This is a genomic window from Rhizobium sophorae, assembly GCF_013087515.1.
Taxonomy (GTDB): domain Bacteria; phylum Pseudomonadota; class Alphaproteobacteria; order Rhizobiales; family Rhizobiaceae; genus Rhizobium; species Rhizobium sophorae.
This window is the reverse complement of sequence record NZ_JABFCN010000058.1, coordinates 61,962-88,301: the sequence shown is the minus strand read 5'-3', so window position 1 is coordinate 88,301 and position 26,340 is coordinate 61,962. Positions and strand designations below refer to the sequence as shown.

The window sequence follows — 26,340 nt, the reverse complement described above, 5'->3', positions numbered from 1 at the left end:
TCGAGGTTCTGGGGCCGAGCCGCCGGAGCGAGGCGCTGCTGCGCCGGCTCGACGATCTCCCCTATAGCGACAAGGCAAAGTTCGTCGAGCAACTGGCGGGGACTCCGGAGGGGCGTCGAGCGCTTGCCGAGGCAAAGGACATCGCTACTGCGATCGAAACGCGCTTCGGTCGCGCCGATCCCTCAGATCTCGCGGATCAGCTGAAGCGAGTGGGACCGGATCGGGATGGTGACGTCGAGCGTATCCGCGAGGTCGTCCGCCTTGCCGACCGTAGCCATCGTGCGGAGCTCACCCAGCAGATGGAGTTGCAGCGGTCGCTTTCGCGCACGAAGAGTTTGGGATTGGGGATGTAGAGTTCCATCTCCGACCGATGGTCTTTTTTGGGCCGGATCGTTCTGCGTGTCGATGATGCAGCGGATCGGCTCGGTCTTCTTGATCTGCTTGCGTTTCACGCGCACAGTTGGGTCAGCCTCCGGTCTTCGCCGACGGCGACGGTGACGAAATAGAAGCCGATTTCCGCACCTCCACGTCAAGCTCTGGCCCCAGCACCAGACCTTGCAGAATAAGCCTTTGCGTGAATGCTCGCCGCCTTCGCCTCCACAGCTCGCTGTAGGGGAGGTCGAAAGGGGGATTTCCGAGCAAGCGGCTTTGTGATAAAACCTCTGCTATATATTCGATGAATAGAGGAATCGTCACAGGCGATGACATTCACTACCGCCCAGAGACTTCGAGCGCTCGACCTCCTGAAAGCGCGGGGGATGCTCCGGCTGAAGGATTTCGTTGCCGAAGGCATTGGACCGGAGACGCTCGCCCGTCTCGTTCGGGAGGAGGCAGTAGTTCGCCCGGCACGAGGCCTGTATCAACTCCCGGACACTCAGGCTGAGGCGGCCCATGCACTCGCTGAAGCGGCTGTTCTGGTTCCAAAGGGCGTTGTCTGCTTGACCTCGGCCCTCCAATACCACGAACTGACGCTGCAGATGCCCTCGGCTGTGTGGATGGCGATCGACCGCACGGCCTGGCGCCCCAAGATCGATTATCCGCCTATCAAGTTCGTACGCTTTAAGGGGTCCGCTCTCATCGAGGGCGTCGAACGGCATCGCATCGAGGGCGTCGAGGTGACGATCACAAATCCGGCGCGTTCGATCGTCGATTGCTTCCGCTATCGGGCGAAAGTCGGCCTCGACGTTGCGATGGAGGGGCTGCGCGAGGGGCTCCGCCGGCGCAAGACCACAAGCGACGACCTCTGGACATATGCGAAAGAGGCCAGGATCTGGTCGATCATGCGACCCTATGTCGAAGCGACGGTGGCCGATGGCGCCTGAACTCAAGAAAAACGTAGGGGCATCGGTGCGCGCCCGGCTGCTGGATCGGTCTCGCGCAGAGCGTACGGACTTTCAGATCCTACTGACGCGCTACGCGCTCGAAAGACTCCTGTACCGGCTGAGCCTATCGGAGCATCGCGACCGCTTTATCCTGAAGGGCGCGATGCTGTTCGTAACCTGGGTCGCCGACCCGTTTCGGCCGACGCGGGACCTCGATCTGCTGGGCTACGGCGAAAACAGCCCGAAGGCCATCGCCGAAACTTTCCATGCCATTTGCACGCAGCCGGTCGACGATGATGGCGTGGTCTTCGACGTGGATGCACTCGACGCCGCGCCGATCCGTGAGGAAGTCGAATATGGCGGCGTTCGTGTCCGTACCACTGCGACCATCGGAGGCGCGCGCATTCCCATTCAGGTGGACATAGGTTTCGGTGACGCCGTCACGCCTGGACCGGTCGACATAGAATATCCGTCGCTGCTCGATGCGCCGGTGCCGCGCCTGCGGGCCTATCCGGTCGCGACCGTGGTCGCCGAGAAATTCGAGGCGCTGGTAACGCTCGGCATGGCAAATAGCCGCCTGAAGGATTTCTATGATCTCTGGCTGATTGCCGAGACGTTCGAGCTGGAGCGGTCCACCCTCGCTGAGGCGGTGCGCCAGACCTTTGCGAGACGAGGGACGGGTATTCCGATGGAGAGGCCAACGGGTCTCAGCGAAGCCTATGCTGAGGCCTGGGATCGGCAATGGCGGGCGTTCCTTGGTCGCGAACGGATGGCGGCCGCACCACCCGCCTTGGGCACGGTGGTCGCTGATCTCGGACGCTTCCTATTGCCGCTGACGCAGCCTGTGGAAGGGGAATGGCGCTGGAAGCCTTATGAGGGCTGGATTCACCTGCAAGTAAAGCAGCTTGGATATCCAAAGCGCTGAAATACGATATGCCGGACGTCAGCGGATGAGCCTTCGCTCGAGAAAGCTTTGCATCTTGCGCCGTCCGTCTACGACGCAGTAGCCGACGACATTGGTGCCCATTCGGCTTATGGTGTAGTTCCCGATATTCGGAAATTCGATCCCCGCCAACTCCTTCGGAATATTTCCGCCGGCGCATGCGCCCTCGATTCCCGTCAGGAAGTGCCCTGGCGTCTCGGTGTCGTCGCGCTGGCGGTGGAGCGATAGCGATCCTCGATCTCGCGTTCCGTGTCCTCGGCGAAATGACACGAGATGGCATCAGGGCTGGCTGTCAGCCAGACGATTTCGGATGCGCGCGAAGCATTCCGAAGCGGGGCGCAGTTTGCCCTCCTCGACCTGCCGGCTGGTGAGCGCCAGCACCTTCAGGAGCGCCAGCGTCTCCTGTGTTTCTTCGTATTGGCCGACATCCTGAAGAATGGCTTTCGCCTCTCCGTGAAGCGTAATGACGACCGGCTGCAGGTTATCCTTCAGCTTTCGGATTATCTCGGGCCATGCGCCTTGAGGTAGCTGATCGGCTTGACCTGTTCTGACAGCTTTATGCGGTTACTCCGTTTTTGGTCAGAATACAGACCATCAAGTGGCGCTTGAAACTGGCGATTGAAAGAAGCCTTTCGATGCCAGTGAGACAAAGTCCCGGCAGGCGATTTTCCATCTTAGGTGCGGCCGCTTTTTTCACTCATCGCGTTCGAAAGAGAATGCCATTTCTTATAATGAAGTTTGTCTACTGATTTTATAGACTAAAGTTTGCAACCAAGGATCGGATCGTGGCGTCATGACCTATCTCCTCAGCCTTCTCGACAAAAGCCCGATCGAACAGGGTCTCACCGCGGCGGACGCGCTTCGGGCGACGGTCAAGATTGCCGCCCGGGCCGAGGAACTCGGTTATCACCGTTTCTGGGTCGCCGAGCATCATGCCATGTCCAATCTGGCGAGCTCGGCGCCGGAGGCGCTGATCGCCTATCTCCTTGCCAGGACATCGAGGATCCGCATCGGCTCCGGCGGCGTCATGCTGCAGCATTACAGCGCGTATAAGGTTGCCGAGACCTTCAATCTTCTGGCATCGCTTGCGCCCGGACGCGTCGATCTCGGTGTCGGCAAGGCGCCGGGCGGCTTTCCGCTCTCGACGCGCGCCCTGCAGCTTGCCGTCGATCCGGCCAGGAAGCCTGATTTCGCGAGCCAACTTTCCGATCTCAACACATATCTCGCTGCCGACCCGAATTACGACGGGGCGCAGGCAACACCTTTCCCGCCGACTGCGCCCGAGCGTTTTCTGCTCGGCGCCAGCGTCGAAAGCGCCGAGCTTGCTGCCGAGAAGGGCTGGGAGCTTGTTTTCGCCGGTCACCTGAATGGCGATCCCGACAATCTGCGCAGGACCTTCGAGGCCTATGAGCGGGCATCCGGCGGCAAGCGCCCGATCCTTGCGCTCGCAGCCTTTGCCGCCGAAAGCGAGGACTATGCCCGCGAGCGCGTCGGCAAGCTGCGCATCGTCAAGATATTTCTGCCGAACGGCCAGACCGTCAATGTCGGCAGCGAGGAGCAGGCGGCCGAATTTGCCCGCCAGGCCGGCGTCACCGATTACCGCATCGAGGAAAAGGTGCCGAGCGTCCTGCACGGCACGGCGAAGCAGATCCGCAAGGAGCTGGACGAATTTCACCGTCGCTACGGGGTCAAGGAGTTCGTGCTCGACACGCCGGCGCTTTCGGTCGCCGAGCGCCTGGCTTCCATCGAGCTGCTCGCCAAGGAGCGGCTTTCCCTCGTCGCCTGACCGTTTCCAAGGAGGATTGATCCCATGGCTCAAAAACACGTCACGTTCGGCATCATGCTGCAGGGTCCCGGCGGTCACATGAACGCCTGGAAGCATCCAAGCGGACCGGCCGATGCCAGCGTCACTTTCGAGTTCTTCGTCAAGACAGCGCGCAAGGCGGAGGCGGCCGGCATCGCGTTCGCCTTCGTTGCCGACGGGCTCTACATCAACGAGCAGTCCATTCCGCATTTCCTCAATCGGTTCGAGCCGATCGCCATTCTCTCGGCGCTCGCCGCCTCGACCTCGAAAATCGGCCTCGTCGGCACGGTCTCGACCTCCTACAGCGATCCCTTCACCATCGCCCGCCAGTTCGCCTCGATCGATCTCATCAGCGGCGGCCGGGCAGGGTGGAATGCGGTGACCTCGCCGCTCGAGGGTTCCGGGCGCAATTACAGCCGCGAACATCCCGAACACGAACTGCGCTACGAGATCGCCGAGGACTATATCGATGCGATCAAGGGCCTGTGGGATTCCTGGGACGACGACGCCTTCGTCCGCAACCGTGAGACCGGCGTCTTTGTCGACAAGACGAAGATGCATCGCCTCAACCACAAGGGTCGCTTCTTCCGCGTCGAGGGGCCGCTCAATATCGGCCGTTCCAAGCAGGGCCAACCCGTCGTTTTCCAGGCGGGCGCCTCGGACTCGGGCATCAGGCTTGCCGGCAAGCATGCCGACGCGGTCTTCACCAATGGCGGGCCGTTCGAGGAGGCGCAGGCCTTCTACCGCCAGCTCAAGGACAGCGTTATTGCCCATGGCCGCAGTGCCGCGGAAGTCGGAATCTATCCTGGTATCGGACCGATCGTCGGAGCGACGCAGGAAGAGGCGGACGCCAAGTATCAGGCGATCCGCAACCTCGTCACCATCGAGGAGGCGCTACTCTATCTCGGTCGCTTCTTCGATCATCATGATTTCAGCGTCTATCCGCTCGACGCGCCGTTCCCCGAGCTCGGTGATATCGGCAGGAACAATTTCCGCGCCACCACCGACCGCATCAAGAAGACCGCGCAGGAGAAGGGCCTGACGCTCCGACAGGTCGCACTCGATTCGGCAACGCCGCGTACGGCCTTCATCGGCACGGCGGAACATATCGCCGACGAGATCATCCGCTGGGTGGATCACGGCGCCGCCGACGGCTTCATCCTCGGTTTCCCTGTCATCGCCGAGGGCTTTGACGATTTCTCCAGATATGTTCTGCCGATCCTCACGGAGCGCGGCTATTTCGATCCCGTCCTGAAGGGAGAGACGCTGCGCGACCATCTGGGTCTGCCCTTCCGGGAAAGCCGGTATGCGGTGGGTGCCGATCTGGTAGAACGCGGAAAGGCTGTCGGCGCCTGAGGCGCCGACGAACCGTCATGAACATCATCGCTCAGAACTCGCGCAGCAATGATCCGGTCGAGAAAGGTATCGCCGCCTATCTCGACGAGATCATCGCGCTTCGCCACGATCTGCACCAATATCCGGAGCTTGCGTTCCAGGAGCTCAGGACCAGCAAGCTTGTGGCATCCCACCTTTCCTGCTGGGGCTATGAGGTGGCGACGGGCATTGCCGGGACCGGCATCGTCGCCACCCTCAGGCGCGGCGATGGCAAAAAGCGGATCGGCATCCGCGCCGACATGGACGCGCTGCCGATCGAGGAGGCGACCGGTCTTGCCTATGCCAGCAGCAATCCTGGTGTCATGCATGCCTGCGGCCATGACGGACATACGTCGATCCTGCTCGCCGCCGCCCGTTATCTCGCCGAAAGCGGCAATTTCAGCGGCACGCTGCGGCTGATCTTCCAGCCCGCCGAGGAAATCGGCGCCGGCGCCCGCAAGATGATCTCGGAAGGCCTGTTCGAACGTTTTCCTGTCGACGCGGTCTTCGGGCTCCACAACTGGCCGGGTGTTCCCGCGGGTCAATTCGGCTTCGTTAGCGGCCCCGCCATGGCTTCGGTCGATCAGGCGGTAATCAAGATCATCGGCAAGGGCGGCCACGGCGCCGAGCCGCACCGCGCCGTCGATCCGGTGCTTGCCTCGGCCTCCTTCATCACCGCCTTGCAGAGCGTCGTTTCCCGCAATGTCGACCCGCAGGATATGGCGGTCGCCACCGTCGGCTCGATCCATGCCGGGTCCGCCTCGAACGTCATCCCTGAGAGCGTCGAGATGAAGCTCACCATGCGGGCCTTCAGCGAGACGGTCCGCCAGCTGTTGCGAGAGCGCATTCCAGCCCTTGCCCGGGCCCAGGCCGAAAGCTTCGGCGCCGAGGCGGATGTGAATTACCGCCTCGGCTTTCCGGCACTGGTCAATCACGCTGGGGAAACGGAGTTTGCCAGGCGCGTCGCCTTTGACGCACTCGGCCCGGCGGCAATCGAGAAGGATTTCCGGCCGAGAACCGCGAGCGAGGATTTTGCCTTTATGCTGCAGGCAAATCCCGGCAGCTACCTCTTCGTCGGGAATGGCGACAGCGCTCCTCTCCACAGTGCCCACTACAATTTCAACGACGCGATCATTGCGCCCGCCGCCCGCTACTGGGTCCGGCTCGCCGAAACCTTCCTCACTGATGACAACGGGTGATGAACGATATGAGCGATACGTTTCTCTATACCAGCCCTCTCGACCCGCGCGCCAAACCGCTGATCGATGAATTGATCCACGAATACGACAGCCGCTACGGCAACTATTTCAATGCCGAAGGTGCTGCGGCCGAGTTGAACCGCTATCCTCCCGAAGCCTTTGCGCCGCCTCACGGCAATTTTCTCCTGTTGATCCGTTGTGGCGAAACCATCGGCGGCGGCGCTTTCAAGAACTATGACGAACGCACGGCCGAGTTCAAACGCATCTGGACGCGCTCCGATCTGCGCCGTCAGGGCCTTGCCCGCCAGGTGCTGGTGGAATTGGAGGCCCAGGCCGCCCGCCAAGGTTATTCCCGCATCTACCTGACGACCGGCTTTCGCCAGCCCGAAGCCGTCGGCCTCTATCTGAACTACGGCTACACCGCTCTCTTCGACACCTCCGTTGATCCCGAGATCTACAAGAGCCTGCCCTTCGAGAAGGACATCACCCATCTCGCTGAGCCTGCTCACGAAGATGCCGAACCGCGCCTGCGGGTGGCCGGCGCAAATTTCTGAAAACGGCAAAGACCGACAATCATAAAAGGGAAGCACAATGGCGCTGACAACGGATTTCGCCGGCATCGACCCCGGCAGCAGGACGGCAGGATCGAAGGAGTATTCCCGTTACCGCATCGTGCCGGCGCGTCATCCGGGCCGCCTGGCAGGCACGATCTTTGCCGCCGTCGTCATCATCGCCGTGCTCTATTCCATCTTCACCAATCCGCGCTGGGGTTGGGGCGTCTTTGCTGAATGGTTCTTTGCCGAACCAGTGCTCGTCGGTCTCGGCAGGACGCTGCTTTTGACCGTGCTTGCCGCCATATCCGGATCCATCCTCGGAACCGCTCTGGCGCTCGCCCGCGTTTCCAAGTCGCCGCTGCTCTCCGGTCTTTCCTGGGGCTATATCTGGCTGCTGCGCTCGATCCCGGTCATCGTGCTGCTGCTGATCCTGAATAATCTCGGCTACCTCTACGAGACGATCAAGATCGGCATTCCCTTCACCGATACCGTCTTCCTCGACTATCCCACAGTGCAGTTGCTGACGCCCTTTGCCGCTGCCTTTCTCGGCCTGACGCTCAACCAGTCGGCCTTCTTCGCCGAGATCGTGCGCGGCGGTATTCTCTCGGTCGATCACGGACAGCTGGAGGCCGCCGCAGCACTCGGTCTGCCGCGCCGCCGCCAGGCCTTCCGCATCGTGTTGCCGCAGGCCATGCGCTCGATCCTGCCGACCGGCTTCAACGAACTCATCGGACTGGCGAAGAGTACCTCCATGGTCTACGTGCTGGCGCTGCCGGAACTCTTCTACACGGTTCAGGTGATCTACCGCCGCAATCTCGAAGTTATTCCGCTGCTGATGGTCGCGACCGTCTGGTATCTGATCATCATGACGGTGCTGTCGATCGCTCAGCGCTATATCGAGCGCTACTTCTCCAAGGGTGCCGTGCGCAACCCGACGCCGTTGCCCTTCCAGGGATTTTTCGAGCGTTTCCGCCGTCCGCTCCCTGTCTTCGATACGGCGACCGACGCCGCGCGCAAGATCGGTTTCCAGGATGCGGCGACGCTGCGGTCCGCAGGCGGCGCGGTCCGCATTCACGGCATTTCCAAAAGCTTCGGCTCGCTGAAAGTGCTCGATGATGTCGAGCTCAGCCTCCCCGCCGGCAGCGTGACCGCCATCCTCGGTCCGTCCGGATCGGGCAAGTCGACGCTTCTGCGCGCCATCAACCACCTGGAGCGTGTCGATGAGGGGTTCATCTCGGTCGACGGCGATTTCGTCGGCTACAGCAGGAAGGGCGATACGCTCTACGAGCTCAAGGAGAAGGATATCCTCAAACGCCGCGCCGATATCGGCATGGTCTTCCAGAGCTTCAATCTCTTCCCGCATCTGACCGTGCTCGAAAACCTCATCGAGGCACCGATCCAGGTGCGCGGCATCGGCCGTGAGGACGCCGTGCAACTGGCTCAGGAGCTGCTGGCACGCATCGGCCTCAGCGACAAGATCAATGCCTATCCGCGCCAGCTTTCCGGCGGCCAGCAGCAGCGTGTGGCGATCGCCCGCGCACTGGCGCTCCGCCCGAAGGTGCTGCTCTTCGACGAGCCGACCTCGGCGCTCGATCCCGAGCTCGTCGGCGAAGTGCTCGACGTCATCAAGGAGCTTGCCCGCACCGGCACGACGCTCGTCATCGTCACCCATGAGGTCGGCTTTGCCCGCGAAGTCGCCGACAGCGTCGTCTTCATGGACAGCGGCCGCATTCTGGAGGCTGGGCCGCCGGCCCGCATCTTCACACAAGCGGAACATCCCCGCACGCGGGAATTCCTCGCCAAGGTTCTCTAGCGCGAAACAGTGCTGGCGAAATGCCGGGCCGCGACGGGCTGCTCCGGCCGAATAACAATAACAACAACCTAAAGATGAAATGGAGAAGGGGCATGACATTTACAGATAGGGCAAGGCTTCTGATAGCGGGAGCCGTCACCATTGCTGCGATCGGTTTCGGTTCCGCTCAGGCGCAGCAGAAGTTCGATCTCAGCCCCGAGCAGCCGAACCGGTTGCGGGTGGAAAAGAACGAGAAGCGCATTGCCGAAGTCAAGGACTTCAAGTTCGTGGAAAACGGCGTCTTCACCGTCGGCATCAGCTCGAGCGGCAATCTGCCGCTGCATGACTATGCCTCCGATTCCAAGACCGTCATCGGCTATGACGTCGATCTGGCGCAGGCCATTGCCGACAGCCTGGGCCTGAAGCTCGAATTGGTTTCCGTCGCCTGGGCCGATTGGCCGCTGGGGCTGACCTCCGGAAAGTTCGACGCGGTGATCTCCAACGTGACGGTCACGGAAGAGCGCAAGGAGAAATTCGACTTCTCCACATACCGCAAGGACGAGCTTGGCTTCTACGTCAAGGCGGATAGCCCGATCACGGCGCTCAAGCAGCCGAAGGATATTGCCGGCCTGAAGGTCATCACCGATGCCGGCACCAACCAGGAGAAAATCCTGCTGGAATGGGACCGGCAGAACGTCGCCGCCGGCCTGAAACCGATCGAGGTGCAATATTATGACGACGACGCGGTCAAGGATCTTGCCGTTCAGTCCGGCAGAGCCGACACCGTCTTCAGCGTGAACGCGACGCAGGCCTATTCGGCAGGGATAAACGGCAAGACCAAGCTCGTCGGCACCGTCAGCGGCGGTTGGCCGATCACGGCAGAAATTGCCGTCACCACACGCAAGGGCAGCGGCCTGGCTGTGCCCTTGACCGATGTCGTCAACGACCTGATCGCCAGCGGCGCCTATCGGAAGATTCTCGATACGTGGAACCTCGGTCCGGAGGCGATCGACAAGGCCCAGACCAACCCGCCCGGCCTGCCGAAGAGCGGCTCCTGATCGATCCTTATTGGGCCGGCGGCAATGCTGCCGGCCATTCCTGCCTGACAATTTGGAGATTGAAGACGATGATTGCCCTTCCGGCATTCCGGACCCTGCTGATCGCCGCCATGGCGTCGGCCCTTTCCTTTGGCGCAGCTCAAGCAGCGGAGGATTTCGACCTCAGCCCGGAACAACTGGGCCGGCTTCATGCGGCCAGGAACGAGGCGGCGATTGCCGCAATCCCGAAGGATTTCAAGTTCGTCACACCAGGCAAGTTCACCATCGCCGTCAGCCCCGGCGGCCCACCGCTTGCCACCTATGCCACGGACGCGAAAACCGTGGTCGGGGCAGATCCCGACTATGCCTATGCCATTGCCGACAGCCTTGGCCTGACGCTGGAGATCGTGCCGGTCGCCTGGATCGACTGGCCGCTCGGCCTCGCGTCGGGTAAATATGATGCCGTCATCTCCAATGTCGGGGTCACCGAGCAGCGCAAGGAAAAATTCGATTTCTCTACCTACCGCCAGGGCCTGCATGGTTTCTTCGTGAAATCCGACAGTCCTGTCACCTCGATCAAGGAACCCAAGGATGCGGCCGGCCTCAGGATCATCGTCGGGGCAGGCACCAATCAGGAGCGCATCCTGGTGAAATGGAGCGACGAGGATGTCGCCGCGGGCCTGAAGCCGATCGAACTGCAATATTACGACGACGAGGCGGCAAGCCTTCTCGCGCTGCGTTCCGGCCGGGCCGATGTCATCGTCCAGCCGCATGCACAGCTTGTCTTCATCGCCGCGCGCGACAAGGACATCAAACGCGTCGGCACGCTGAGCGCCGGCTGGCCGGATCGCTCGGATGTCGCGATTACCACCCGCAAGGGAAGTGGGCTGGCCGATGCGCTGACTGCCGCCACCAACGGCCTGATCAAAGACGGCACCTACGCAAAAATCCTCGACCACTGGCATCTTTCCGAGGAAGCCTTGCCGGCATCCGAGACCAACCCGCCCGGCCTGCCGAAATACTGATCATGGGATGGCACGAGTGGGCAACGTATCCATCAGCCATATCGGCTTCCTCACCCCCGGCAACTATCCCGACGAAGATCCGTTGTCGGGATTGGAGCAGACGCTTGAGCAACTGCAATATGGCGAAGATCTGGGTTTCGACAGCGCCTGGGTCCGCCAGCGGCACCTGGAGCCTGGAATCTCTTCCGCGAGCGCCTTCCTGGCGGCGGCGACGCAGCGAACCAGCCGGATCGAGCTTGGGACCGCGGTCATTCCGATCGGCTATGAAAGCCCTTATCGGCTGGCCGAAGACCTCGCCACCGTCGATGTTCTGTCACGGGGGGGGCTGAATATCGGCGTCAGCGCCGGACGACCGTTGCACGCAGACCTGATCGCCCCGCTCGTCTTCGACGGCGACTGGACGAGCTACGATTTTTCGCATGATCGCGTGCGGCGCTTTGCCGACAATCTGCGCGGCACTTATCTCGGAGACGAGCAGACCTTGATCAAGACACCCTTCGGCCCGCAGCGGCCGCGGCTGCAGCCTTATGCCAAGGGCCTGATCGACCGGATCTGGTATGGCGGCGGGTCGCAGCGCTCGGCCGAATGGGCCGGCCACAATGGCTTCAACCTGTTGACCGGCAATGTGATAACGGGCGAGGGGACCGATGATTTCTTCACCGCGCAATCGCGATTGATCGAAACCTATCGCGCCGCTGGCACGCAGCGCCGGGTGGCGCTCGGCCGCGTCATCGTGCCTTTCGATAGCGCAGATGCGGCAACGCGGCGCCGGTATCGAGACTATGCCGATGGCCGTCATGAGCGAACCCTTTCACCGCAGGGCGAGCGGCGCACTCTGTTTGCCCGTGATGTCGTCGGCACATCGGACGAGATATTGGCGCAACTGTTTGCCGATCCGATCCTGCCCGAGGTCGGCGAGTTGAGGCTGGAGCTTCCTTACGAGTTCGAGCACGAGGAATATCGCCAGATTCTCCACGACTTCGTGACGCGGATCGCACCGGAGCTCGGATGGAAAGCACAATCCGAAGTTAGATCTGCTTCCTGAAAATGCCGCCGATCATTCGACGCCAGAACAATCACCTCGCAGGGAACATGCATCAGTGACCAAATCAGTAGAATATTTCTTTTCGATCGGCTCACCCTGGTCCTACATCGGCTTCGACGCCTTCGCCGAACTTGCAGCGAAGAACGAGGTCGTCATCACGCCTTATCTGACGACGGTGGTCGAGGAAAACGGTGGTATCTTTTCGCGCAACCGCCCGGAGATCCGCCGCGCCTACTGGACGCGGGACCTCAAGCGCTGGGCGCGCGTGCGCGGCAAGGAACTGCGGCTCGAACATCGCCCGGATTTGAGCGATCCGACGCCGGCGTCCCTCTTCGTGATTGCGGCCTATCTCGACGGACAAGATTGGATCGGCGTTGCCCGCGCCCTACAGCATGCCTTCTGGAGCGAGGCGAAGGATATCGGCAAGTCCGATGTGCGCGAGGCGATCGTGACATCAGCAGGTTTCGATGGCGCAGCGCTCCTCAGGCGACAAGCCGACGACGATGTCCAGAACAAGTGGTCGGCGGACCGCGTGCATGCGCGCGACAGCGGCGTCTTCGGCTTTCCTACCTATGTCTTTGACGGCGAGATCTATTGGGGGCAGGACAATTTACCCTTCCTCGAACGTCATCTTCACGGCGACAAGCCTTAGGCTTGGATTAAGCCATGTGACCGCAATGAATTGCAGCGTCCCGCGGTCTGAGATGTCCATGGCGATTGGCTTGCAGCTTATGCGTGCTGAAGAGGCGGTGAACGTTTTTTTCAACCAGGCGAAGAAGGAGAGATGCACGTTCCTTTAATCTATCAATTTTGTAGACAATAGTTGGAGCAACGCAATGAGAGGAAAAACCATGTCAGGTTTCAAACTCGTCGGCATCGCTGGCAGCTTCAACCGTCCATCGAAGACATTGGCACTCGTCCGGCACGTCGCCGAACGTGCGAGCGTTCGCTACGGATTTACCAGCAAGACCTATGACCTGCATGATGTCGGTCCGTCGCTGGGCAGCGCCTTGTGGCGCAAGGATCTCGACGCGCAGGCCAGGCATGTCGTCGACGAGATCGTGCAGGCCGATGCCCTGATCATCGGCTCGCCAACCTACAAGGGTTCCTATCCCGGCCATTTCAAGCACCTCATCGACCTGATCGACCCCCACGAACTTCGGGGCAAGCCGATCATCATCACGGCGACCGGCGGCGGTGACCGGCATGCGTTGATGGTCGAGCATCAGCTTCGGCCGCTGTTTGGTTTTTTCATGGCCCACACCTTGCCGACTGCCGTCTATGCATCCGATCGCGATTTCACAGACTATACGGTTTCATCCGACGCGCTTTTGGCTCGCATCAACGACGTGATTGGCGAATTGGCGGCCTTCTTTCCGGGCGCAAGCCCGGCCCTGGCGGCAGCCGAGTAGGAGTCGCCGCGATGGCTCGATCTCAGGAAGCAACGATCACCGATACGGAAAGGCCGGGGCCAGGTGATCAATTGTGGAGCGTCTTCGAATTTGCCCGACGATATCGTCTCGCCAAACGCGAGGAGAACCGCCTGCTGATGCTCTACGGACCGACGGCATCGCTTCACGTTCTTCTCGCCTATGCACAACGACATTCGCTGATTTTCTAGCTGAAGAACAGCAGTCCCTGACAGGAGGTTCGCATGAGGCTTGATTTTCACTTCTGGCTGAAGCGCGCAATCGGCCGGTTCCTCGGCCTGAAGCCGCCCGCTGAACGGGAGCCTGTAAACGGATTGTTCGCGCGGGACGACGAGCGTGACAGGTCCGCCCGCGAATACGAACTCCATTATTGGGGCGCGATGCCCGGCCTTTGGTATTGAGGAGAACGGCGTGATGGCGATTGTCGTTGAGACCGACCTGCTTCGGGGCGGTGCGAGAAGAGCGGAAGGCAGCGTCATGTCGCATTTCAGGCATGCGGCCGGAGTCTGCACGATCGTCAGCTCCTTCACATTCCTGTTCGCCCTGGTGATCGGGTGGATCTGATGAGTGATGTTCGATGTTTGCCCCGATCGGGAAAAAGACCGACGCGCAGCTTCAGAGAGGAAGCCGTCAGATGATCGACGTACTTATTCTTCCCGGGCTTTTCGGCTCGGGAGAAGGGCATTGGCAACAGCATTGGCTCCAGGATCAGCCGGGCAGTCGTTTAGTCGCTCAGGACGACTGGGATCATCCGAACCTTGACAACTGGCTGCTGCGATTGGAAGGCGCGCTTGAAGAGGCCGGTGAGGCCTATCTGGTTGCCCATAGTCTCGGATGCCTGCTTGCCGCCCGCTTGGCCGGGCGAAGTGCAGCGCGGCGCGTCAAAGGAGCATTGCTCGTTGCTCCATGCGATCTGCCGGTCACGGAAAACCTGCATCCCGGGCATATCACGTTTGGGGCCATGCCGACGGCACCTTTGCCTTTTCCGAGCATCGTCGTCGGCAGCATGAACGATGCCTACATGACGGTCGATCGGTTGGCCCTGTTCGGTCGCCTGTGGAACGCCGAGACCAGGAATATCGGCCTTGCCGGGCACATCAATGTCGCCAGCGGCTTTGGCCGCTGGCGCAACGGCTACCGATTGCTGGAGGGCTTGAAGACGCAAACGCGCGGTCGAAGGCATGTCGTTTCCATGCCGCCGGCATTTGCAATGTGAGTGGAATCGCAATGTCCGACATTGTCGCCGACCTGCTGCGCCTGAGCGAAGATCCGAATGCCGACCCGAGGACCAGGCGCCGCGAAACCATGGAGCGGCTGGTGCAGACGCTGCTCGCCATGGCCGATGCCCAAATGGGATCGGAAGATCCGCAGCATCGCCATTCCATCATTCATTTGACGACGATCATCCGCGAGATGACGGGAAGGATCGCAGAGGCCGATGATGCGACGTTTTCGGCAATAGTCAGGGAGGCCGCGATGTTGATACGCAGCCTGCAGCGGCGCCAGGCCGATGCGGCCAGATTTACGGTGCATTGACGCATGACGGAGATCCGGGAGCATCAACAGTCGGCGGTCCGCGGAAGCAAACTTTTGATGACCGGATCAACAATGGCTTTGACGGACGAGCTCGTATCGCTGAGCCTTCGCCCCGCGATCGATGTCGGCCCAGAGCCACATCGAAAACCGCTGACCGAAGCGGAGGTGGAGATGCTCGCCAACCGGCTTCTTCACGAGTCTACCGGCGCGCCGCTTTGGATCTTCGCCTATGGATCATTGATATGGAAGCCGGACTTCGATGCCGTCGAATCGCAGAATGGCGCAGCAAGAGGGTGGCATCGCTCCTTCTGCCTGCAGATGACCCGCTGGCGGGGAACGCGGTCCCAGCCGGGTCTCATGATGGCACTTGACCGCGGTGGACGTTGCAACGGCGTCGTCTTCAGGCTTGCCGATGATGACCGCCTTGGCCAGATTCGGCGGTTGATCCGCCGTGAAGTCGGCACGATCGAAGACGCCGCGACGGTTCGTTGGATCCCGGTCGCGACCGCGCATGGGGTGGTGCGCGCGCTGGTCTTTTGGGCTGGTCCGAAGGGCGAGCGCGTTTCCCGCAAATTGCCGCTGGAGACGGTGGCACAGGTGCTTGCAAGAGCCTGCGGACATATGGGTTCCTGCGCGGAATATCTGTATCTGACGGTGAAACATCTGGAGGAACGCGGCATCCGGGACCGCAATTTATGGCGGCTTCAGAAGCTGGTCGCAGCCGAGCTTGTCGCCATACACGGGCTGAACGCGGCGGCAGGAAGCCACTGAATATGGCTGCCTGCCGCCATCTGGTCAGAGCTTGCCCTTCCAGGGCACGAGGAACGCCTCCAGAAAACGAATGGCGGCCGAGAAGGTGAAGGCGCAGATCGCGATGATGCCGATGCCGACGAAGACGACGTCGGTCGCCAGGAACTGTGAAGCCGACATGATCATGAAACCGATCCCGCGCGTGGACGCGATCAATTCAGCCGCAACCAGCGTGCCCCAGCCGACGCCGAGCGCAATTCGAATGCCCGTGAGGATCTCGGGCAGGGCGGACGGCAGGACGATGTCCACGAAGAGCTGCAGCCGGCTCGCGCCCAGCGAACGCGCGGCATTGACCCGCTCGATCGGCAGCGAACGAACGCCGGCCTGGGCCGAGAGGCAGATCGGTGCGAACATCGCAAGCACCAGCAGCGTGATCTTCGACGTCTCGCCAATGCCGAGCCAGATGATCATCAGCGGCAGGTAGGAGAGCGGCGGAAGCGGCCAGTAAAACTCGATCGGCGCGTCGAGCACCCCTTTTGCCCAGCGGTTCAGGCCCATGAGCAATCCGAGCGGAATGCCTGCGGAGACGGCGATGAGGGCGGCGACTACGATGCGGAACAGGCTCGCAAAAACATGCTCGGACAGCGACGCTCCGGCGTAACCGTCGCGATAGATAGCGCCGATTTGTGTCAGCACCTCGTCCGGACGCGGCAGAAACAAGTGTGGGACGACACCGAGCGCCGATACGAGCCACCACAGCAGCAGTATGGCCAGCGCCGTGGCAACGCTGATGGCCACCGTCGATTTCTCGCCGGCTCCGAAGCTCGCCATTTTTACCAGCTTGACCTGGCGGTCCTCTCTACCAGCCGCAATCGGCGGGGCCTGCACTATGTCGCTCATGCGGCGCTCCTGAGGTCTTCGGTGCTGTGGAGAATGGCGCGGATCTCCTCGCGCAGCTCGGCAAATTGCGGCGACGCCTTGATCGATCGGGCGTCGCCGGTCTCTGCGAAGCGGCGAACGAAATCCAGATCGAAGCGGGCCACGACGCGTCCCGGTCGAGGTGACATGACCAGGACCTGCGTGCCCAGGAACAAGGCCTCTTCGATCGAGTGCGTGATGAAGAAAACCTTCTTTGCCGTTTTACCCCAGATGGAAACCAGCAGTTCCTGCATCTGCTCGCGCGTCAAGCTGTCGAGCGCGCCGAACGGCTCGTCCATCAGCAGGATGTCGGGATTTGTCGCCAGAGCCCGTGCGATGCCGACACGCTGCCGCATGCCGCCCGACAGCTCGTAGGGAAAAGCGCCGGCGAATTCGTCGAGACCGACGAGACGGAGAAGCTCCAGGGCGCGGGCTTCGCGTTCCTTGCGCTTGACCCCGGCGAATTTCAAACCGAGCGCGACATTGTCGACGACGGATTTCCACGGCAGCAGCGAGTCCTTCTGAAAGACGACGCCGCGATCCGCACCCGGTCGTTCGACCGCGCGACCATCGAGCGTGATCCGGCCATCCGAAAGCGGAAGGAAGCCGGCAATCGCGTTGAGAAGGGTTGATTTGCCGCATCCTGACGCCCCGAGTGCGACGACGAAGCCCCGTTCGGGAATATCGAAGGAAACGCGATCGAGCGCGTGAACGGTCCGCCCGTCGCGGGCTGCGAAGAAAACGCTGGCGTGATCGACTTTAAGCATGTTGCCGCTCGCAGGTTCGACGCCGGCGCGGCAAGCCGCGCCGGCGTTGGGGAGGATCAGTTGCTGACGCCGGTGAGGGCGTCTGCGGTGACGAAGGCGCCGTAATTCGCCAGCACGTCGGAAACCTTGCCCTGTTCCTTTAGAAACGATGCCGTGTCCTTGAGGATCTTGCCGGCACCCGCCTTTTCGCCGCCGCCAAGCCAGGCATCCGATGCCTGGACCTCAGGCGTCAGAAGCGTGAGGTTCTTTAGGGCTGATGCCTGCTGGTCGGCCGTTCCGCCGAGAAGCTTGGCGAGTGACTTGGCGTTGTCGCTGTCGGGACCCCAGGCGGATTTGTCCGAGGCGAAGGATGCGTAGTATTTGTTGATGACCGAAGCGAAGCCCTTCAGAAATGCTGGGTTGTCGGCGGCAAATGTCGAGGTCGCGACCCAGGCGGAGAATGTCGGCGCACCCTTGTCTGCCACCTCTTTGGAGGTCACCAGGACCTTCCCGTTTTTCTTCAGTTCGGTGAGTGCCGGATCCCAGACGAAGCCGCCATCGATATCGCCGCGGTTATAGCTGGCGACGATTTCGGGCTGGGGGATGGCGAAGACCTGAACGTCTTTTTCGGTCAGGCCCAGCGATTTGATGAGCGCCAGAAGCTGATAGTGGTCCGTGGATACCGGCGCGGCTGCAAGCTTCTTGCCCTTCAGATCATTCAGGCTTTCGATGCCGGAGCCGTTGCGGACAACGAGAGCCTCGTCGATGCCCGAGATGGAGGCGAGGTAAAAGGCCTTGACCTCCAGCCCGCGTGATACTGCAGCCGCAAACGGGCTGGAGCCGACATAGCCGACCTGGACGTCGCCGGAGGCAATCGCCGCAAAGATTTCGGCGCCCGAATTGAACCTGCGGAAGTCGATCTCGTATCCGGTTTCCTTGGCGAATTCGCCATTTGCGATCGCCACGGAAGACGGCAAGGCATCGGTTTGATAGGCGACGACGACCTTCTTGTCCGCCGCTTCGGCGACAACTGTTGTTGCAAGAGTGCCGACGCCGACGGCGATTGCGGCAACCAAATTCCTGAAATTCATCTTGAGCCCCCTTTGTTCAGGGCCGCATGGCCCCTGATCTCACCCTCAAAAGCGTAATGGTTGGGAGGGGGCTAGCGGGAGAAATAACAAACTATATTTATAGACTATAGAGATAATTGTTTTCGTGATTCTACTGCTCGTGCGATCCGCAAGGACCGGCGAGCGATACGGAGCTTGAATGACGAAATGCCTCGATGACGTTCTGAGCTTCAGGGAGAATGCATTTGACATATGATATTATCGTGGTCGGTTCCGGTTTTTCGGCGATAGCGGTTACCTGCAATCTCATCGAGCAGCTTCCCGCTTCGGCGAAGGTCGCCGTCGTCGGCGACGATCCTGGCTTCGGCCGCGGGACGGCGTACCGGACGGAGCTCTATCTCCATCGCCTCAATGTTCCCGCCGGCCGCATGAGCCTGCTGCCGCATCAACCCGACGACTTTGTCGACTGGCTGAAAGGCCATGGCCGCCGGTTGCAGGCCGGCGATTTCGCCTCGCGCAGCGATTACGGTCTTTATGTCCGCGATACGCTTGCGCGGCTGCTTCGAAAGCGGGATGGCCGTTGCCGGGTCGATTTCATCAAGGCCAAGGCGGCGGGATGCGTTGAACGTTACAGCAGTACGCTGGCCTTCCATCTCGGCAATGGTGACGAGATTGCCGGGAAGAACGTGGTGCTCTGCCTCGGCGTCGGGAACGCGACCCTGCCGGTCGCTCCGGATGGCGTCCCGGCATCGCTGCGATCGCGGATCATCGAGAACCCGTGGCGGCTTTCGTGGCTGAGGCGCGTCGCATCATCCGATGCGGTGTGTATCCTCGGATCCGGCCTGACGATGATCGATCAGGTTCTCGCGCTTCGCGCCCATGGCCACAGCGGCAAGATCGATGTGCTTTCGCGGCGCGGGCTTGCACCGCTTGGACACGCGTGGAAGCCACCGACGCCTCTGCCGATCGACGTCGAGAGGCTTCCGAATACGATCAGCGGCATATTGAAGACCTTACGGGCGAAGAGCAGGACGGTTGCCGACTGGCGAGCCGTGATGGACGGTCTGAGGCCTGAAACGCAGGCTCTCTGGCAACGGCTTTCGAGCAAAGAGCGGGCGCGCTTCCTCCGGCATGCGCTTCCCTGGTGGAACATCCATCGTCACCGGGTCGCGCCCGACGTGTTCGACAGGTTTGAGAAGCTGGTCCTAGACGGAACCGTTCGTTTCCACGCGGGCTTCCTGAAATCCCTCGGCGCCGAGGAGGGCCGGCTCGTTGCCGGCTTCAGGGTCAGAGCGGCGCGCGAGATTGCCGAGATCAGGGCGGACTGGCTCGTCAACTGCACGGGAATGGAACGGGCCGGGATCAGTCATTCACCGCTTTTGAAGGAAATGAGCCGCTTTGAGTTGATCGTCCCCGATCCTTTTGGCCTCGGGATCCAGGTGGATGCCGCTTCCGAGGTAATAGCCCCGTCCCGGATCTCGCCTGCCCGACTGTTTGCGGTCGGCGCCCTGACGGCGGGGCAATTCTGGGAGATCACGGCCGTTCCGGATATCCGAGTGCAGGCTAAGGCCGTGGTCGAGGAGATTGTTTCAAGAGGCTAGCTCGCGACATGCAGGCAGCAGATCAAAGTGCTACAGCGTCCTTTGCGCGTCTGAAAAACGGGTGGCGCTATAGGTCGGCACGGCGCTTGTTGAATTGCCGGCCGCCGACAGCTACAGTATCTGGTACGCCATAATACGATTCTTGCGTTCGGCTGCCGCGGCGGAAGTTGAGCGTGCAAAGTCCAACACTGAGGTACAGAATGAGCGGTGCTCTGAAGGACGCAATTCGAGTCGAGCGTCCTGCGAAGACCTTGCGGGAATTGGCGCTCGACAAGGTCCGCGAAGCCATCGTCAACGGATATTTCCGTCCCGGAGATCGCCTTGTCGAGCGTGACCTCTGCGCGCAGCTCGGCGTCAGCCGAACAGTCGTGCGCGAGGTTCTGAGGCATTTGGAATCGGAGGGGCTTGTCGCCAATCTGCCGAACAAGGGACCGATCGTCGCGCAGCTCGACATCGAGGAAGCCAAACAGATTTATGAGATCCGTGGCGCACTGGAAGGCATGGCGGCGCGGCTGTGCGCGGAGCGCCGCAGCCCCGAGATCGTCGCCGCGCTGGAGGAATCTCTGGCCGGGATTCGCAACAGTTACCGCGACAACGACATGTCGGCTGTGCTGACGAACACCTCTTCCTTCTATCATACGCTGTTCACGATGGTTGACAGGAACGTTGCCTGGGGTGTCGTCAATCTCCTCACCGTGCGCATAAACCACCTGCGCTCGATGACGATCAAGACGGAGAGGCGCAGCATCGAAGGGCCTCTGCAGATGTCTAAGATTGTAGACGCCATCCGCCGCGGTGACGGCGAGGGGGCTTACCAAGCGGCGATGGATCACGTTGCCGCCGCGAGCGCGATTGCCGAAGCGGTGCTGTCGGCGAAGAAGCCTGCCGACTAGGCAGCCGCTTCTCCGCAGGCCCTGGCAATGCGCTCACCTCGGCTGTCGATATCACTCCATTTGCGATGATGTTCCGCGCAATTCAGCGGAATCCATACTCCGCGCTTGACACCTAACTTTGTCCAATGTGATGGTATGCCATATTAAGTAATATATAAGGCGGCACCATGAACTGGGATGACCGTGGCTTCTGGACTCGGCCTGCCTCCGCGGGGCGCCGCCATGTCGTTTGTCAGCTGACAACGCGCTGACGGGAAGAAAGCGCTGCCTGATGGGTCGAGAGTGCGCGCGCGCCAAATTGAAAATCACCGCCTCGGCCTGAACTGCGTCCTCGTAGGATACCAACTTGACACTCATAATTATGGTATACCATAATACGATATTGAGAAATGAGGTGCTCGATGGCCATTCAAATTCGCAAGACGGGACTGCAGATCGAAACGACGCTGATCGAAGGCGGCAAGGCCGCGGCGGTTCCGCTGAAGCTGTTCACCGCCTTCGCGGTCGTAAAGAATCCCTGGGCGGGTCGCGGCTTTGTCGACGACCTCAAGCCCGAAATTCACGCGGGCGCTCCGGTACTCGGCGAGTTGCTGACCAAGATGATCATCGATGCGGTCGGGTCCGGCGATGCTGTCGAAGGATATGGAAAGTCCGCTGTCGTCGGCCTGGACGGCGAGATCGAACACGGGTCCGCGCTTATCCACACGCTGCGCTTCGGCAATTTTTATCGCCAGGCCGTCGGCGCCAAATCCTATCTCGCCTTCTGCAACACACGCGGTCCGGCCAATGCGCCGATCATGATCCCGCTGATGGACAAGAACGATGAAGGCCGCCGTTCGCACTACCTGACCATCCAGACGTCGATCCCCGACGCGCCTGCTGCCGACGAGATCGTCGTGGCTCTCGGTGCTTCGATAGGCGGGCGTCCGCATCACCGCATCGGCGACCGCTACCAGGATCTGAAAGACCTGGGGCAGGACGTTGCCAATCCTGCGGGCGTTTGAAGGAGCGCTTTGAGATGCTGACAGCCGGATCGACCGCACGCATCGCTGCAGCAACAAAGGCCGCCGGTGCCTTGCCCCGAAAGACGACGGCAAGCGGAACGGCCTATCACGAGGCCGGCAGCGGCGAGCCGCTGGTTCTCATTCATGGCGTCGGCATGCGGCTCGAGGCCTGGGCTCGGCAGATCGCATTTCTGTCTGCAGGCCATCGCGTCATCGCTGTCGATATGCCGGGACATGGCGAGAGCGCAAAGCTGCCGGCGGGCAGTCGGCTCGAGGAGTTCGTCGCCTGGTTCGGACGCTTTCTCGACGAGATGGCAATCGACACGGCAAATGTTGCCGGGCACTCGATGGGCGCACTGGTTTCAGGAGGGGCGGCCGCGACCTTTGGCGAGCGTATCAGCCGTGTCGCTTATCTCAACGGTGTCTACAAGCGTGACCCTGAGGCAAAGGCCGCCGTGCTTTCGCGCGCCGCGGCCATTCCGGTATCCGGCGTCGACAAGGAAGGCCCTCTGGCCCGCTGGTTCGGCGATGATGCAGACAGCGTCGCTGCGCGTGAATTGACGCGAAAATGGCTGAACCTCGTTGATCCCCAGGGATATGCCGTCGCTTACGCCGCCTTCGCGGGAGGAGACGAGACCTATGCTGACGGCTGGAAAGACGTGGCTGGTCCGGCCCTGTTTCTGACGGGGTCCGATGATCCGAACTCGACGCCCTTGATGGCAACGCAAATGGCAGAGCTTGCGCCGCGGGGCTACGCTCGCATCGTCGAAGGTCATCGTCATATGGTGAACCTGACCGCGCCTGATATCGTCAATTCGCTGCTCGCTGAGTGGCTATCGTTCGGGGAGGATGAACGATGACAATCCAGACTGTCGACCCAAGAGCACTGCGAGATGCATTCGGGGCTTTTCCGACCGGGGTGACTGTCGTCACCGCCTGTGACGGAGATGGACATCCGATCGGCTTCACGGCGAACTCCTTCACCTCGGTCTCGCTCAATCCACCGCTTCTCCTCGTCTGCCTTGCCAAGACGTCGCGCAATTTCGCCACCATGACCGGAGCGCAGCATTTTGCGATCAACGTGCTTTCGGAAACGCAGAAAGACGTGTCGAACACTTTTGCGCGCCCGGTCGAGGACAGGTTTGCGGCGGTCGAATGGGCGAGGGGATCGGCAGGCTGCCCGATATTCTCAAGCGTGGCGGCCTGGTTCGAATGTGCCATGGAAGAGGTCATCGAGGCTGGCGACCACGTCATCTTGATGGGGCGCATCGAAGCTTTCGACAATAGCGGCCGCAACGGTCTCGGCTATGCGCGTGGAGGTTATTTCACGCCGACGCTGGCAAGCAAGGCTGTGTCCGCGGCAAGCGAAGGCAATATGGAACTTGCGGCCGTTGTCGAGCGCCGCGGGGAGGTTCTGCTGCTCGGCGAGGATGTGCTCTCCCTGCCAAGCGTCGACGCCCATGATGGCAACCCGACCGAGGCGCTGCAATCATACCTGGAGACATCAACCGGGCTGAAGGTCAGCATCGGCTTTCTCTATTCGGTTTATGAGGGCAAGAGCGACGGCAAGCAGCATATCGTCTATCACGCCGTTGCCGGAGAGGGCGAGCCTGCCGGCGGCAGGTTCCTGAAGCCTGACGCATTGGCTGCGGCAAAATTCAAGACCAGTTCGACTGCCGACATCGTCAACCGTTTTGCGATGGAAAGCTCGATCGGCAATTTCGGCGTCTATTTCGGCGACGAGACCGGCGGCACCGTTCACCCAATTCCAGCCAAGGACGCAAAAGCATGAAGTTCTCCCTCTTCGTCCATATGGAACGGCTTGACGCCAGCCAAAGCCACAAGAGCCTCTACGAGGAATTCGTCGCGCTCTGCGAGATCGCCGACAAAGGCGGCATGCACGCGATCTGGACGGGTGAGCACCATGGCATGGATTTCACCATTGCGCCCAATCCATTCGTGACCATTGCCGATCTGGCGCGCCGCACATCTCGGGCACGGCTTGGGACGGGGACGGTGATTGCCCCCTTCTGGCATCCGATCAAGCTCGCCGGCGAGGCGGCCATGGCCGACATCATCTGCGATGGACGACTCGACATCGGTATCGCGCGCGGTGCCTATTCTTTCGAATATGAACGTCTGCTGCCCGGTCTCGATGCCTGGGGCGCTGGCCAGCGCATGCGCGAACTCATCCCGGCGGTCAAAGGCATATGGGCCGGCGACTACGCGCATGACGGGGAATTCTTCAAGTTTCCGTCGACCACGTCGGCGCCGAAACCGCTGCAGCAGCCGAACCCGCCCATCTGGGTTGCGGCGCGCGATCCGAACTCGCACGAATTTGCCGTCGCCAACGGCTGCAACGTTCAGGTGACGCCGCTCTGGCAGGGCGACGACGAGGTTCAGTCGTTGATGGAGCGCTTCAACGATGCCTGCGCCAAGAATCCGGAGATCGAGCGGCCCAAGATCATGCTGCTGCGCCATACCTATGTCGGCTCGTCGGAGGACGATGTCGCCCAGGCCGCTCATGAGCTCAGCGTCTACTACAATTATTTCTTCGCCTGGTTCAAGAATGAGAAGCCGGTTACCCAGGGTCTGATCGAACGGATCCCTGACGAACAGATCAGAGCAAACGCGATGCTGTCGGACCAGGTCATGCGCACCAACAATGTCGTTGGCGACGCCGAGACCGTCATTGAGCGGCTCAAGGCGTATGAAGCGCTCGGCTACGACGAATATTCCTTCTGGATCGACACCGGCATGAGCTTCGAGCGCAAGAAGGCGTCGCTCAAGCGCTTCATCACCGAGGTCATGCCAGCATTTCAGGAGTGAGACCATGCGGCGTTTCCAGCACTACATCGACGGCGAATTCACAGACGGCGAGGCCAGCTATCCGAGCATCGATCCAGCCTCCGGCGCGGTCTGGGCTGATATGCCCGAAGCGCGCGAAGGGGATGTCGATCGAGCTGTCAACGCGGCCGACAGGGCGCTTTACGAAGGCCCCTGGTCGAAAATGACGGCCACCCAACGCGGTAAGCTGCTCTACAAGCTGGCCGACCTGGTTGCTGCCAACGCGCAGGTGCTGGCTGAACTGGAGACACGCGACACCGGCAAGATCATCCGCGAAACTTCGGCGCAGATCGCTTATGTCGCCGAATACTATCGCTACTATGCCGGCATCGCCGACAAGATCGAAGGCGCCTACCTGCCGATCGACAAGCCTGACATGGATGTCTGGCTTCGCCGTGAGCCGATCGGCGTCGTTGCGATTGTCGTACCATGGAACAGCCAGCTCTTCCTGTCGGCGGTGAAGATCGGCCCGGCGCTCGCGGTCGGCTGCACGATGGTGGTCAAGGCCTCGGAAGACGGGCCGGCGCCGCTTCTCGAATTTGCACGGCTCGTGCACGAGGCAGGCTTTCCCGCCGGCGTCGTCAACATCATAACGGGTTTCGGCGCCTCCTGTGGCGCCGCCCTCGGCCGGCACCCGAAGGTCGCGCATGTCGCTTTCACCGGCGGTCCTGAAACCGCCCGGCATGTCGTTCGCAACTCGGCCGAAAACCTCGCCTCCACCTCGCTTGAACTCGGCGGCAAGTCGCCATTCATCGTCTTTGCCGACGCGGATCTCGAAAGCGCGGCCAATGCCCAGGTCGCGGGAATCTTCGCCGCGACAGGGCAGAGCTGCGTTGCCGGATCGCGCCTCATCGTCGAACGCAGCGTCAAGGACAAGTTCGTCGCCCTGCTGCGCGAGAAGGCGGAGGCGATCCGGATCGGCGCGCCGCTCGATATGGCGACTGAAGTCGGCCCGCTTGCCACCAAGCGCCAGCAGGACAATATCGGCGCCCTCGTCACAAGGTCGATTGAAAGCGGCGCCCGTCTTGTCACGGGAGGGCGCAAGATCGACGGCGACGGCTATTATTTCCCGCCGACGATTCTCGACTGCGACGATGTCGCCTCACCCTCGCTGATTGAGGAATTCTTCGGGCCGGTCCTGTCGGTCGTATCATTCGAGACCGAGGCCGAGGCGCTGAGGCTTGCCAACGATACCCGCTATGGCCTGGCTTCCGGCATCTTCACCCAGAATCTCACCCGGGCGCACCGGCTGATGAAGGGGATCCGCGCGGGGATCGTCTGGGTCAACACCTATCGTGCCGTATCGCCGATCGCGCCGTTCGGCGGGTTTGGCCTGTCGGGCCATGGCAGGGAAGGCGGCATGGCCGCGGCTCTCGACTATACCCGAACCAAGACGATCTGGCTCAGGACATCGGACGATCCGATCCCCGATCCCTTCGTGATGAGGTAG

Annotated in this window: 28 protein-coding genes and 3 pseudogenes; 26 read left to right on the top strand and 5 right to left on the bottom strand. The window is 61.3% G+C overall.

Features of this window, described 5'->3' with window-relative positions:
* From G9X64_RS31225 to G9X64_RS31215, 3 genes and pseudogenes are all read left to right on the top strand, one after another.
* A pseudogene (locus G9X64_RS31225) lies at window positions 1-353 on the top strand (Ti-type conjugative transfer relaxase TraA); the annotation flags it as partial.
* A 348-nt stretch (window positions 354-701) separates the two neighbouring features.
* On the top strand, window positions 702-1,322 hold the full coding sequence (locus tag G9X64_RS31220; RefSeq protein ID WP_171378097.1) for a type IV toxin-antitoxin system AbiEi family antitoxin domain-containing protein: 621 nt from the start codon (window positions 702-704) through the stop codon (window positions 1,320-1,322).
* Window positions 1,312-2,247, top strand: coding sequence for a nucleotidyl transferase AbiEii/AbiGii toxin family protein (locus G9X64_RS31215; RefSeq protein WP_171378096.1), 936 nt, complete (start codon window positions 1,312-1,314; stop codon window positions 2,245-2,247). Before G9X64_RS31220 ends, G9X64_RS31215 begins: the two co-directional genes overlap by 11 nt.
* 18 nt (window positions 2,248-2,265) lie before the next feature.
* On the opposite strand, the pseudogene G9X64_RS36845 reads toward G9X64_RS31215, so the two are convergent.
* Both G9X64_RS36845 and G9X64_RS31210 read right to left on the bottom strand, forming a co-directional pair.
* Window positions 2,266-2,545 (bottom strand): annotated as a pseudogene (locus G9X64_RS36845) (type II toxin-antitoxin system RelE/ParE family toxin).
* Window positions 2,545-2,825 (bottom strand): annotated as a pseudogene (locus G9X64_RS31210) (type II toxin-antitoxin system Phd/YefM family antitoxin). Before G9X64_RS31210 ends, G9X64_RS36845 begins: the two co-directional pseudogenes overlap by 1 nt.
* A 233-nt stretch (window positions 2,826-3,058) precedes the next feature.
* Here G9X64_RS31210 and G9X64_RS31205 point away from each other — a divergent pair.
* The 16 genes from G9X64_RS31205 (at window position 3,059) to G9X64_RS31130 (ending at window position 15,832) form a co-directional block, all read left to right on the top strand.
* Complete coding sequence (locus G9X64_RS31205) at window positions 3,059-4,051, top strand: LLM class flavin-dependent oxidoreductase (RefSeq protein ID WP_171378095.1); 993 nt, start codon at window positions 3,059-3,061, stop codon at window positions 4,049-4,051.
* Between the two features lie 24 nt (window positions 4,052-4,075).
* Complete coding sequence (locus tag G9X64_RS31200) at window positions 4,076-5,425, top strand: LLM class flavin-dependent oxidoreductase (protein ID WP_171378094.1); 1,350 nt, start codon at window positions 4,076-4,078, stop codon at window positions 5,423-5,425.
* A 17-nt stretch (window positions 5,426-5,442) separates the two neighbouring features.
* Window positions 5,443-6,642, top strand: a complete 1,200-nt coding sequence (locus tag G9X64_RS31195; RefSeq protein WP_171378093.1) for a M20 aminoacylase family protein — start codon at window positions 5,443-5,445, stop codon at window positions 6,640-6,642.
* Window positions 6,639-7,196, top strand: a complete 558-nt coding sequence (locus G9X64_RS31190) for a GNAT family N-acetyltransferase (protein ID WP_171378092.1) — start codon at window positions 6,639-6,641, stop codon at window positions 7,194-7,196. Before G9X64_RS31195 ends, G9X64_RS31190 begins: the two co-directional genes overlap by 4 nt.
* Window positions 7,197-7,233: 37 nt before the next feature.
* Complete coding sequence (locus tag G9X64_RS37040) at window positions 7,234-9,009, top strand: amino acid ABC transporter permease/ATP-binding protein (RefSeq protein ID WP_171378091.1); 1,776 nt, start codon at window positions 7,234-7,236, stop codon at window positions 9,007-9,009.
* A 92-nt stretch (window positions 9,010-9,101) separates the two neighbouring features.
* Entirely contained in the window at window positions 9,102-10,046 is a 945-nt protein-coding gene (locus tag G9X64_RS31180; RefSeq protein WP_171378090.1) for an ABC transporter substrate-binding protein, read from the top strand.
* A gap of 68 nt (window positions 10,047-10,114) precedes the next feature.
* Window positions 10,115-11,050 carry an ABC transporter substrate-binding protein gene (locus tag G9X64_RS31175; protein ID WP_171378089.1) on the top strand — a complete coding sequence of 312 codons (936 nt, stop codon included), beginning with the start codon at window positions 10,115-10,117 and terminating at the stop codon, window positions 11,048-11,050.
* A 7-nt stretch (window positions 11,051-11,057) separates the two neighbouring features.
* Complete coding sequence (locus tag G9X64_RS31170; protein WP_171378088.1) at window positions 11,058-12,095, top strand: LLM class flavin-dependent oxidoreductase; 1,038 nt, start codon at window positions 11,058-11,060, stop codon at window positions 12,093-12,095.
* A 55-nt stretch (window positions 12,096-12,150) separates the two neighbouring features.
* Window positions 12,151-12,747 (top strand): 2-hydroxychromene-2-carboxylate isomerase, encoded by a 597-nt coding sequence (locus G9X64_RS31165; protein WP_171378087.1) that lies wholly within the window; start codon window positions 12,151-12,153, stop codon window positions 12,745-12,747.
* A 199-nt stretch (window positions 12,748-12,946) separates the two neighbouring features.
* Window positions 12,947-13,507: an FMN reductase gene (gene msuE, locus G9X64_RS31160; RefSeq protein ID WP_171378086.1), complete on the top strand. Its 561-nt coding sequence runs from the start codon at window positions 12,947-12,949 to the stop codon at window positions 13,505-13,507.
* Between the two features lie 11 nt (window positions 13,508-13,518).
* Entirely contained in the window at window positions 13,519-13,716 is a 198-nt protein-coding gene (locus tag G9X64_RS31155; protein ID WP_168311842.1) for a hypothetical protein, read from the top strand.
* A gap of 33 nt (window positions 13,717-13,749) precedes the next feature.
* Window positions 13,750-13,926, top strand: a complete 177-nt coding sequence (locus G9X64_RS31150; protein WP_171378085.1) for a hypothetical protein — start codon at window positions 13,750-13,752, stop codon at window positions 13,924-13,926.
* A gap of 13 nt (window positions 13,927-13,939) precedes the next feature.
* Window positions 13,940-14,089 (top strand): hypothetical protein, encoded by a 150-nt coding sequence (locus tag G9X64_RS31145; RefSeq protein WP_171378084.1) that lies wholly within the window; start codon window positions 13,940-13,942, stop codon window positions 14,087-14,089.
* 70 nt (window positions 14,090-14,159) lie between these two features.
* Window positions 14,160-14,741, top strand: a complete 582-nt coding sequence (locus tag G9X64_RS31140) for an RBBP9/YdeN family alpha/beta hydrolase (protein WP_171378083.1) — start codon at window positions 14,160-14,162, stop codon at window positions 14,739-14,741.
* An 11-nt stretch (window positions 14,742-14,752) separates the two neighbouring features.
* Complete coding sequence (locus tag G9X64_RS31135) at window positions 14,753-15,061, top strand: hypothetical protein (protein ID WP_168311839.1); 309 nt, start codon at window positions 14,753-14,755, stop codon at window positions 15,059-15,061.
* A gap of 3 nt (window positions 15,062-15,064) precedes the next feature.
* A complete protein-coding gene (locus G9X64_RS31130; protein ID WP_171378082.1) occupies window positions 15,065-15,832 on the top strand; it encodes a gamma-glutamylcyclotransferase in 768 nt (255 codons plus the stop codon).
* Window positions 15,833-15,856: 24 nt separating this feature from the next.
* Here G9X64_RS31130 and G9X64_RS31125 read toward each other — a convergent pair whose 3' ends face one another.
* The 3 genes from G9X64_RS31125 to tauA are packed head-to-tail and all read right to left on the bottom strand — an operon-like array spanning window position 15,857 to window position 18,566.
* Window positions 15,857-16,711, bottom strand: coding sequence for an ABC transporter permease subunit (locus G9X64_RS31125; protein WP_168316502.1), 855 nt, complete (start codon window positions 16,709-16,711; stop codon window positions 15,857-15,859).
* Window positions 16,708-17,496 carry a taurine ABC transporter ATP-binding protein gene (locus G9X64_RS31120; RefSeq protein WP_171378081.1) on the bottom strand — a complete coding sequence of 263 codons (789 nt, stop codon included), beginning with the start codon at window positions 17,494-17,496 and terminating at the stop codon, window positions 16,708-16,710. Before G9X64_RS31120 ends, G9X64_RS31125 begins: the two co-directional genes overlap by 4 nt.
* A 56-nt stretch (window positions 17,497-17,552) precedes the next feature.
* Complete coding sequence (gene tauA / locus G9X64_RS31115) at window positions 17,553-18,566, bottom strand: taurine ABC transporter substrate-binding protein (protein ID WP_171378080.1); 1,014 nt, start codon at window positions 18,564-18,566, stop codon at window positions 17,553-17,555.
* A 218-nt stretch (window positions 18,567-18,784) separates the two neighbouring features.
* On the opposite strand from tauA, the gene G9X64_RS31110 reads away from it, so the two are divergent.
* The 7 genes from G9X64_RS31110 (at window position 18,785) to G9X64_RS31080 (ending at window position 26,340) form a co-directional block, all read left to right on the top strand.
* Window positions 18,785-20,146, top strand: coding sequence for an FAD/NAD(P)-binding protein (locus G9X64_RS31110; protein ID WP_171378079.1), 1,362 nt, complete (start codon window positions 18,785-18,787; stop codon window positions 20,144-20,146).
* A gap of 200 nt (window positions 20,147-20,346) precedes the next feature.
* Window positions 20,347-21,039, top strand: coding sequence for a GntR family transcriptional regulator (locus G9X64_RS31105; protein WP_171378078.1), 693 nt, complete (start codon window positions 20,347-20,349; stop codon window positions 21,037-21,039).
* 401 nt (window positions 21,040-21,440) lie between these two features.
* The gene (locus G9X64_RS31100) at window positions 21,441-22,043 is read left to right on the top strand and encodes an amino acid synthesis family protein (protein WP_011654276.1); all 603 of its coding nucleotides are present in this window, start codon (window positions 21,441-21,443) and stop codon (window positions 22,041-22,043) included.
* A gap of 14 nt (window positions 22,044-22,057) precedes the next feature.
* A complete protein-coding gene (locus tag G9X64_RS31095; protein ID WP_171378077.1) occupies window positions 22,058-22,903 on the top strand; it encodes an alpha/beta fold hydrolase in 846 nt (281 codons plus the stop codon).
* Window positions 22,900-23,835: a flavin reductase family protein gene (locus tag G9X64_RS31090; protein ID WP_168311831.1), complete on the top strand. Its 936-nt coding sequence runs from the start codon at window positions 22,900-22,902 to the stop codon at window positions 23,833-23,835. The genes G9X64_RS31095 and G9X64_RS31090 overlap by 4 nt, the downstream gene beginning before the upstream one ends.
* Complete coding sequence (locus G9X64_RS31085) at window positions 23,832-24,872, top strand: LLM class flavin-dependent oxidoreductase (RefSeq protein WP_171378076.1); 1,041 nt, start codon at window positions 23,832-23,834, stop codon at window positions 24,870-24,872. Before G9X64_RS31090 ends, G9X64_RS31085 begins: the two co-directional genes overlap by 4 nt.
* Window positions 24,873-24,876: 4 nt before the next feature.
* Window positions 24,877-26,340, top strand: a complete 1,464-nt coding sequence (locus tag G9X64_RS31080) for an aldehyde dehydrogenase (protein ID WP_168311829.1) — start codon at window positions 24,877-24,879, stop codon at window positions 26,338-26,340.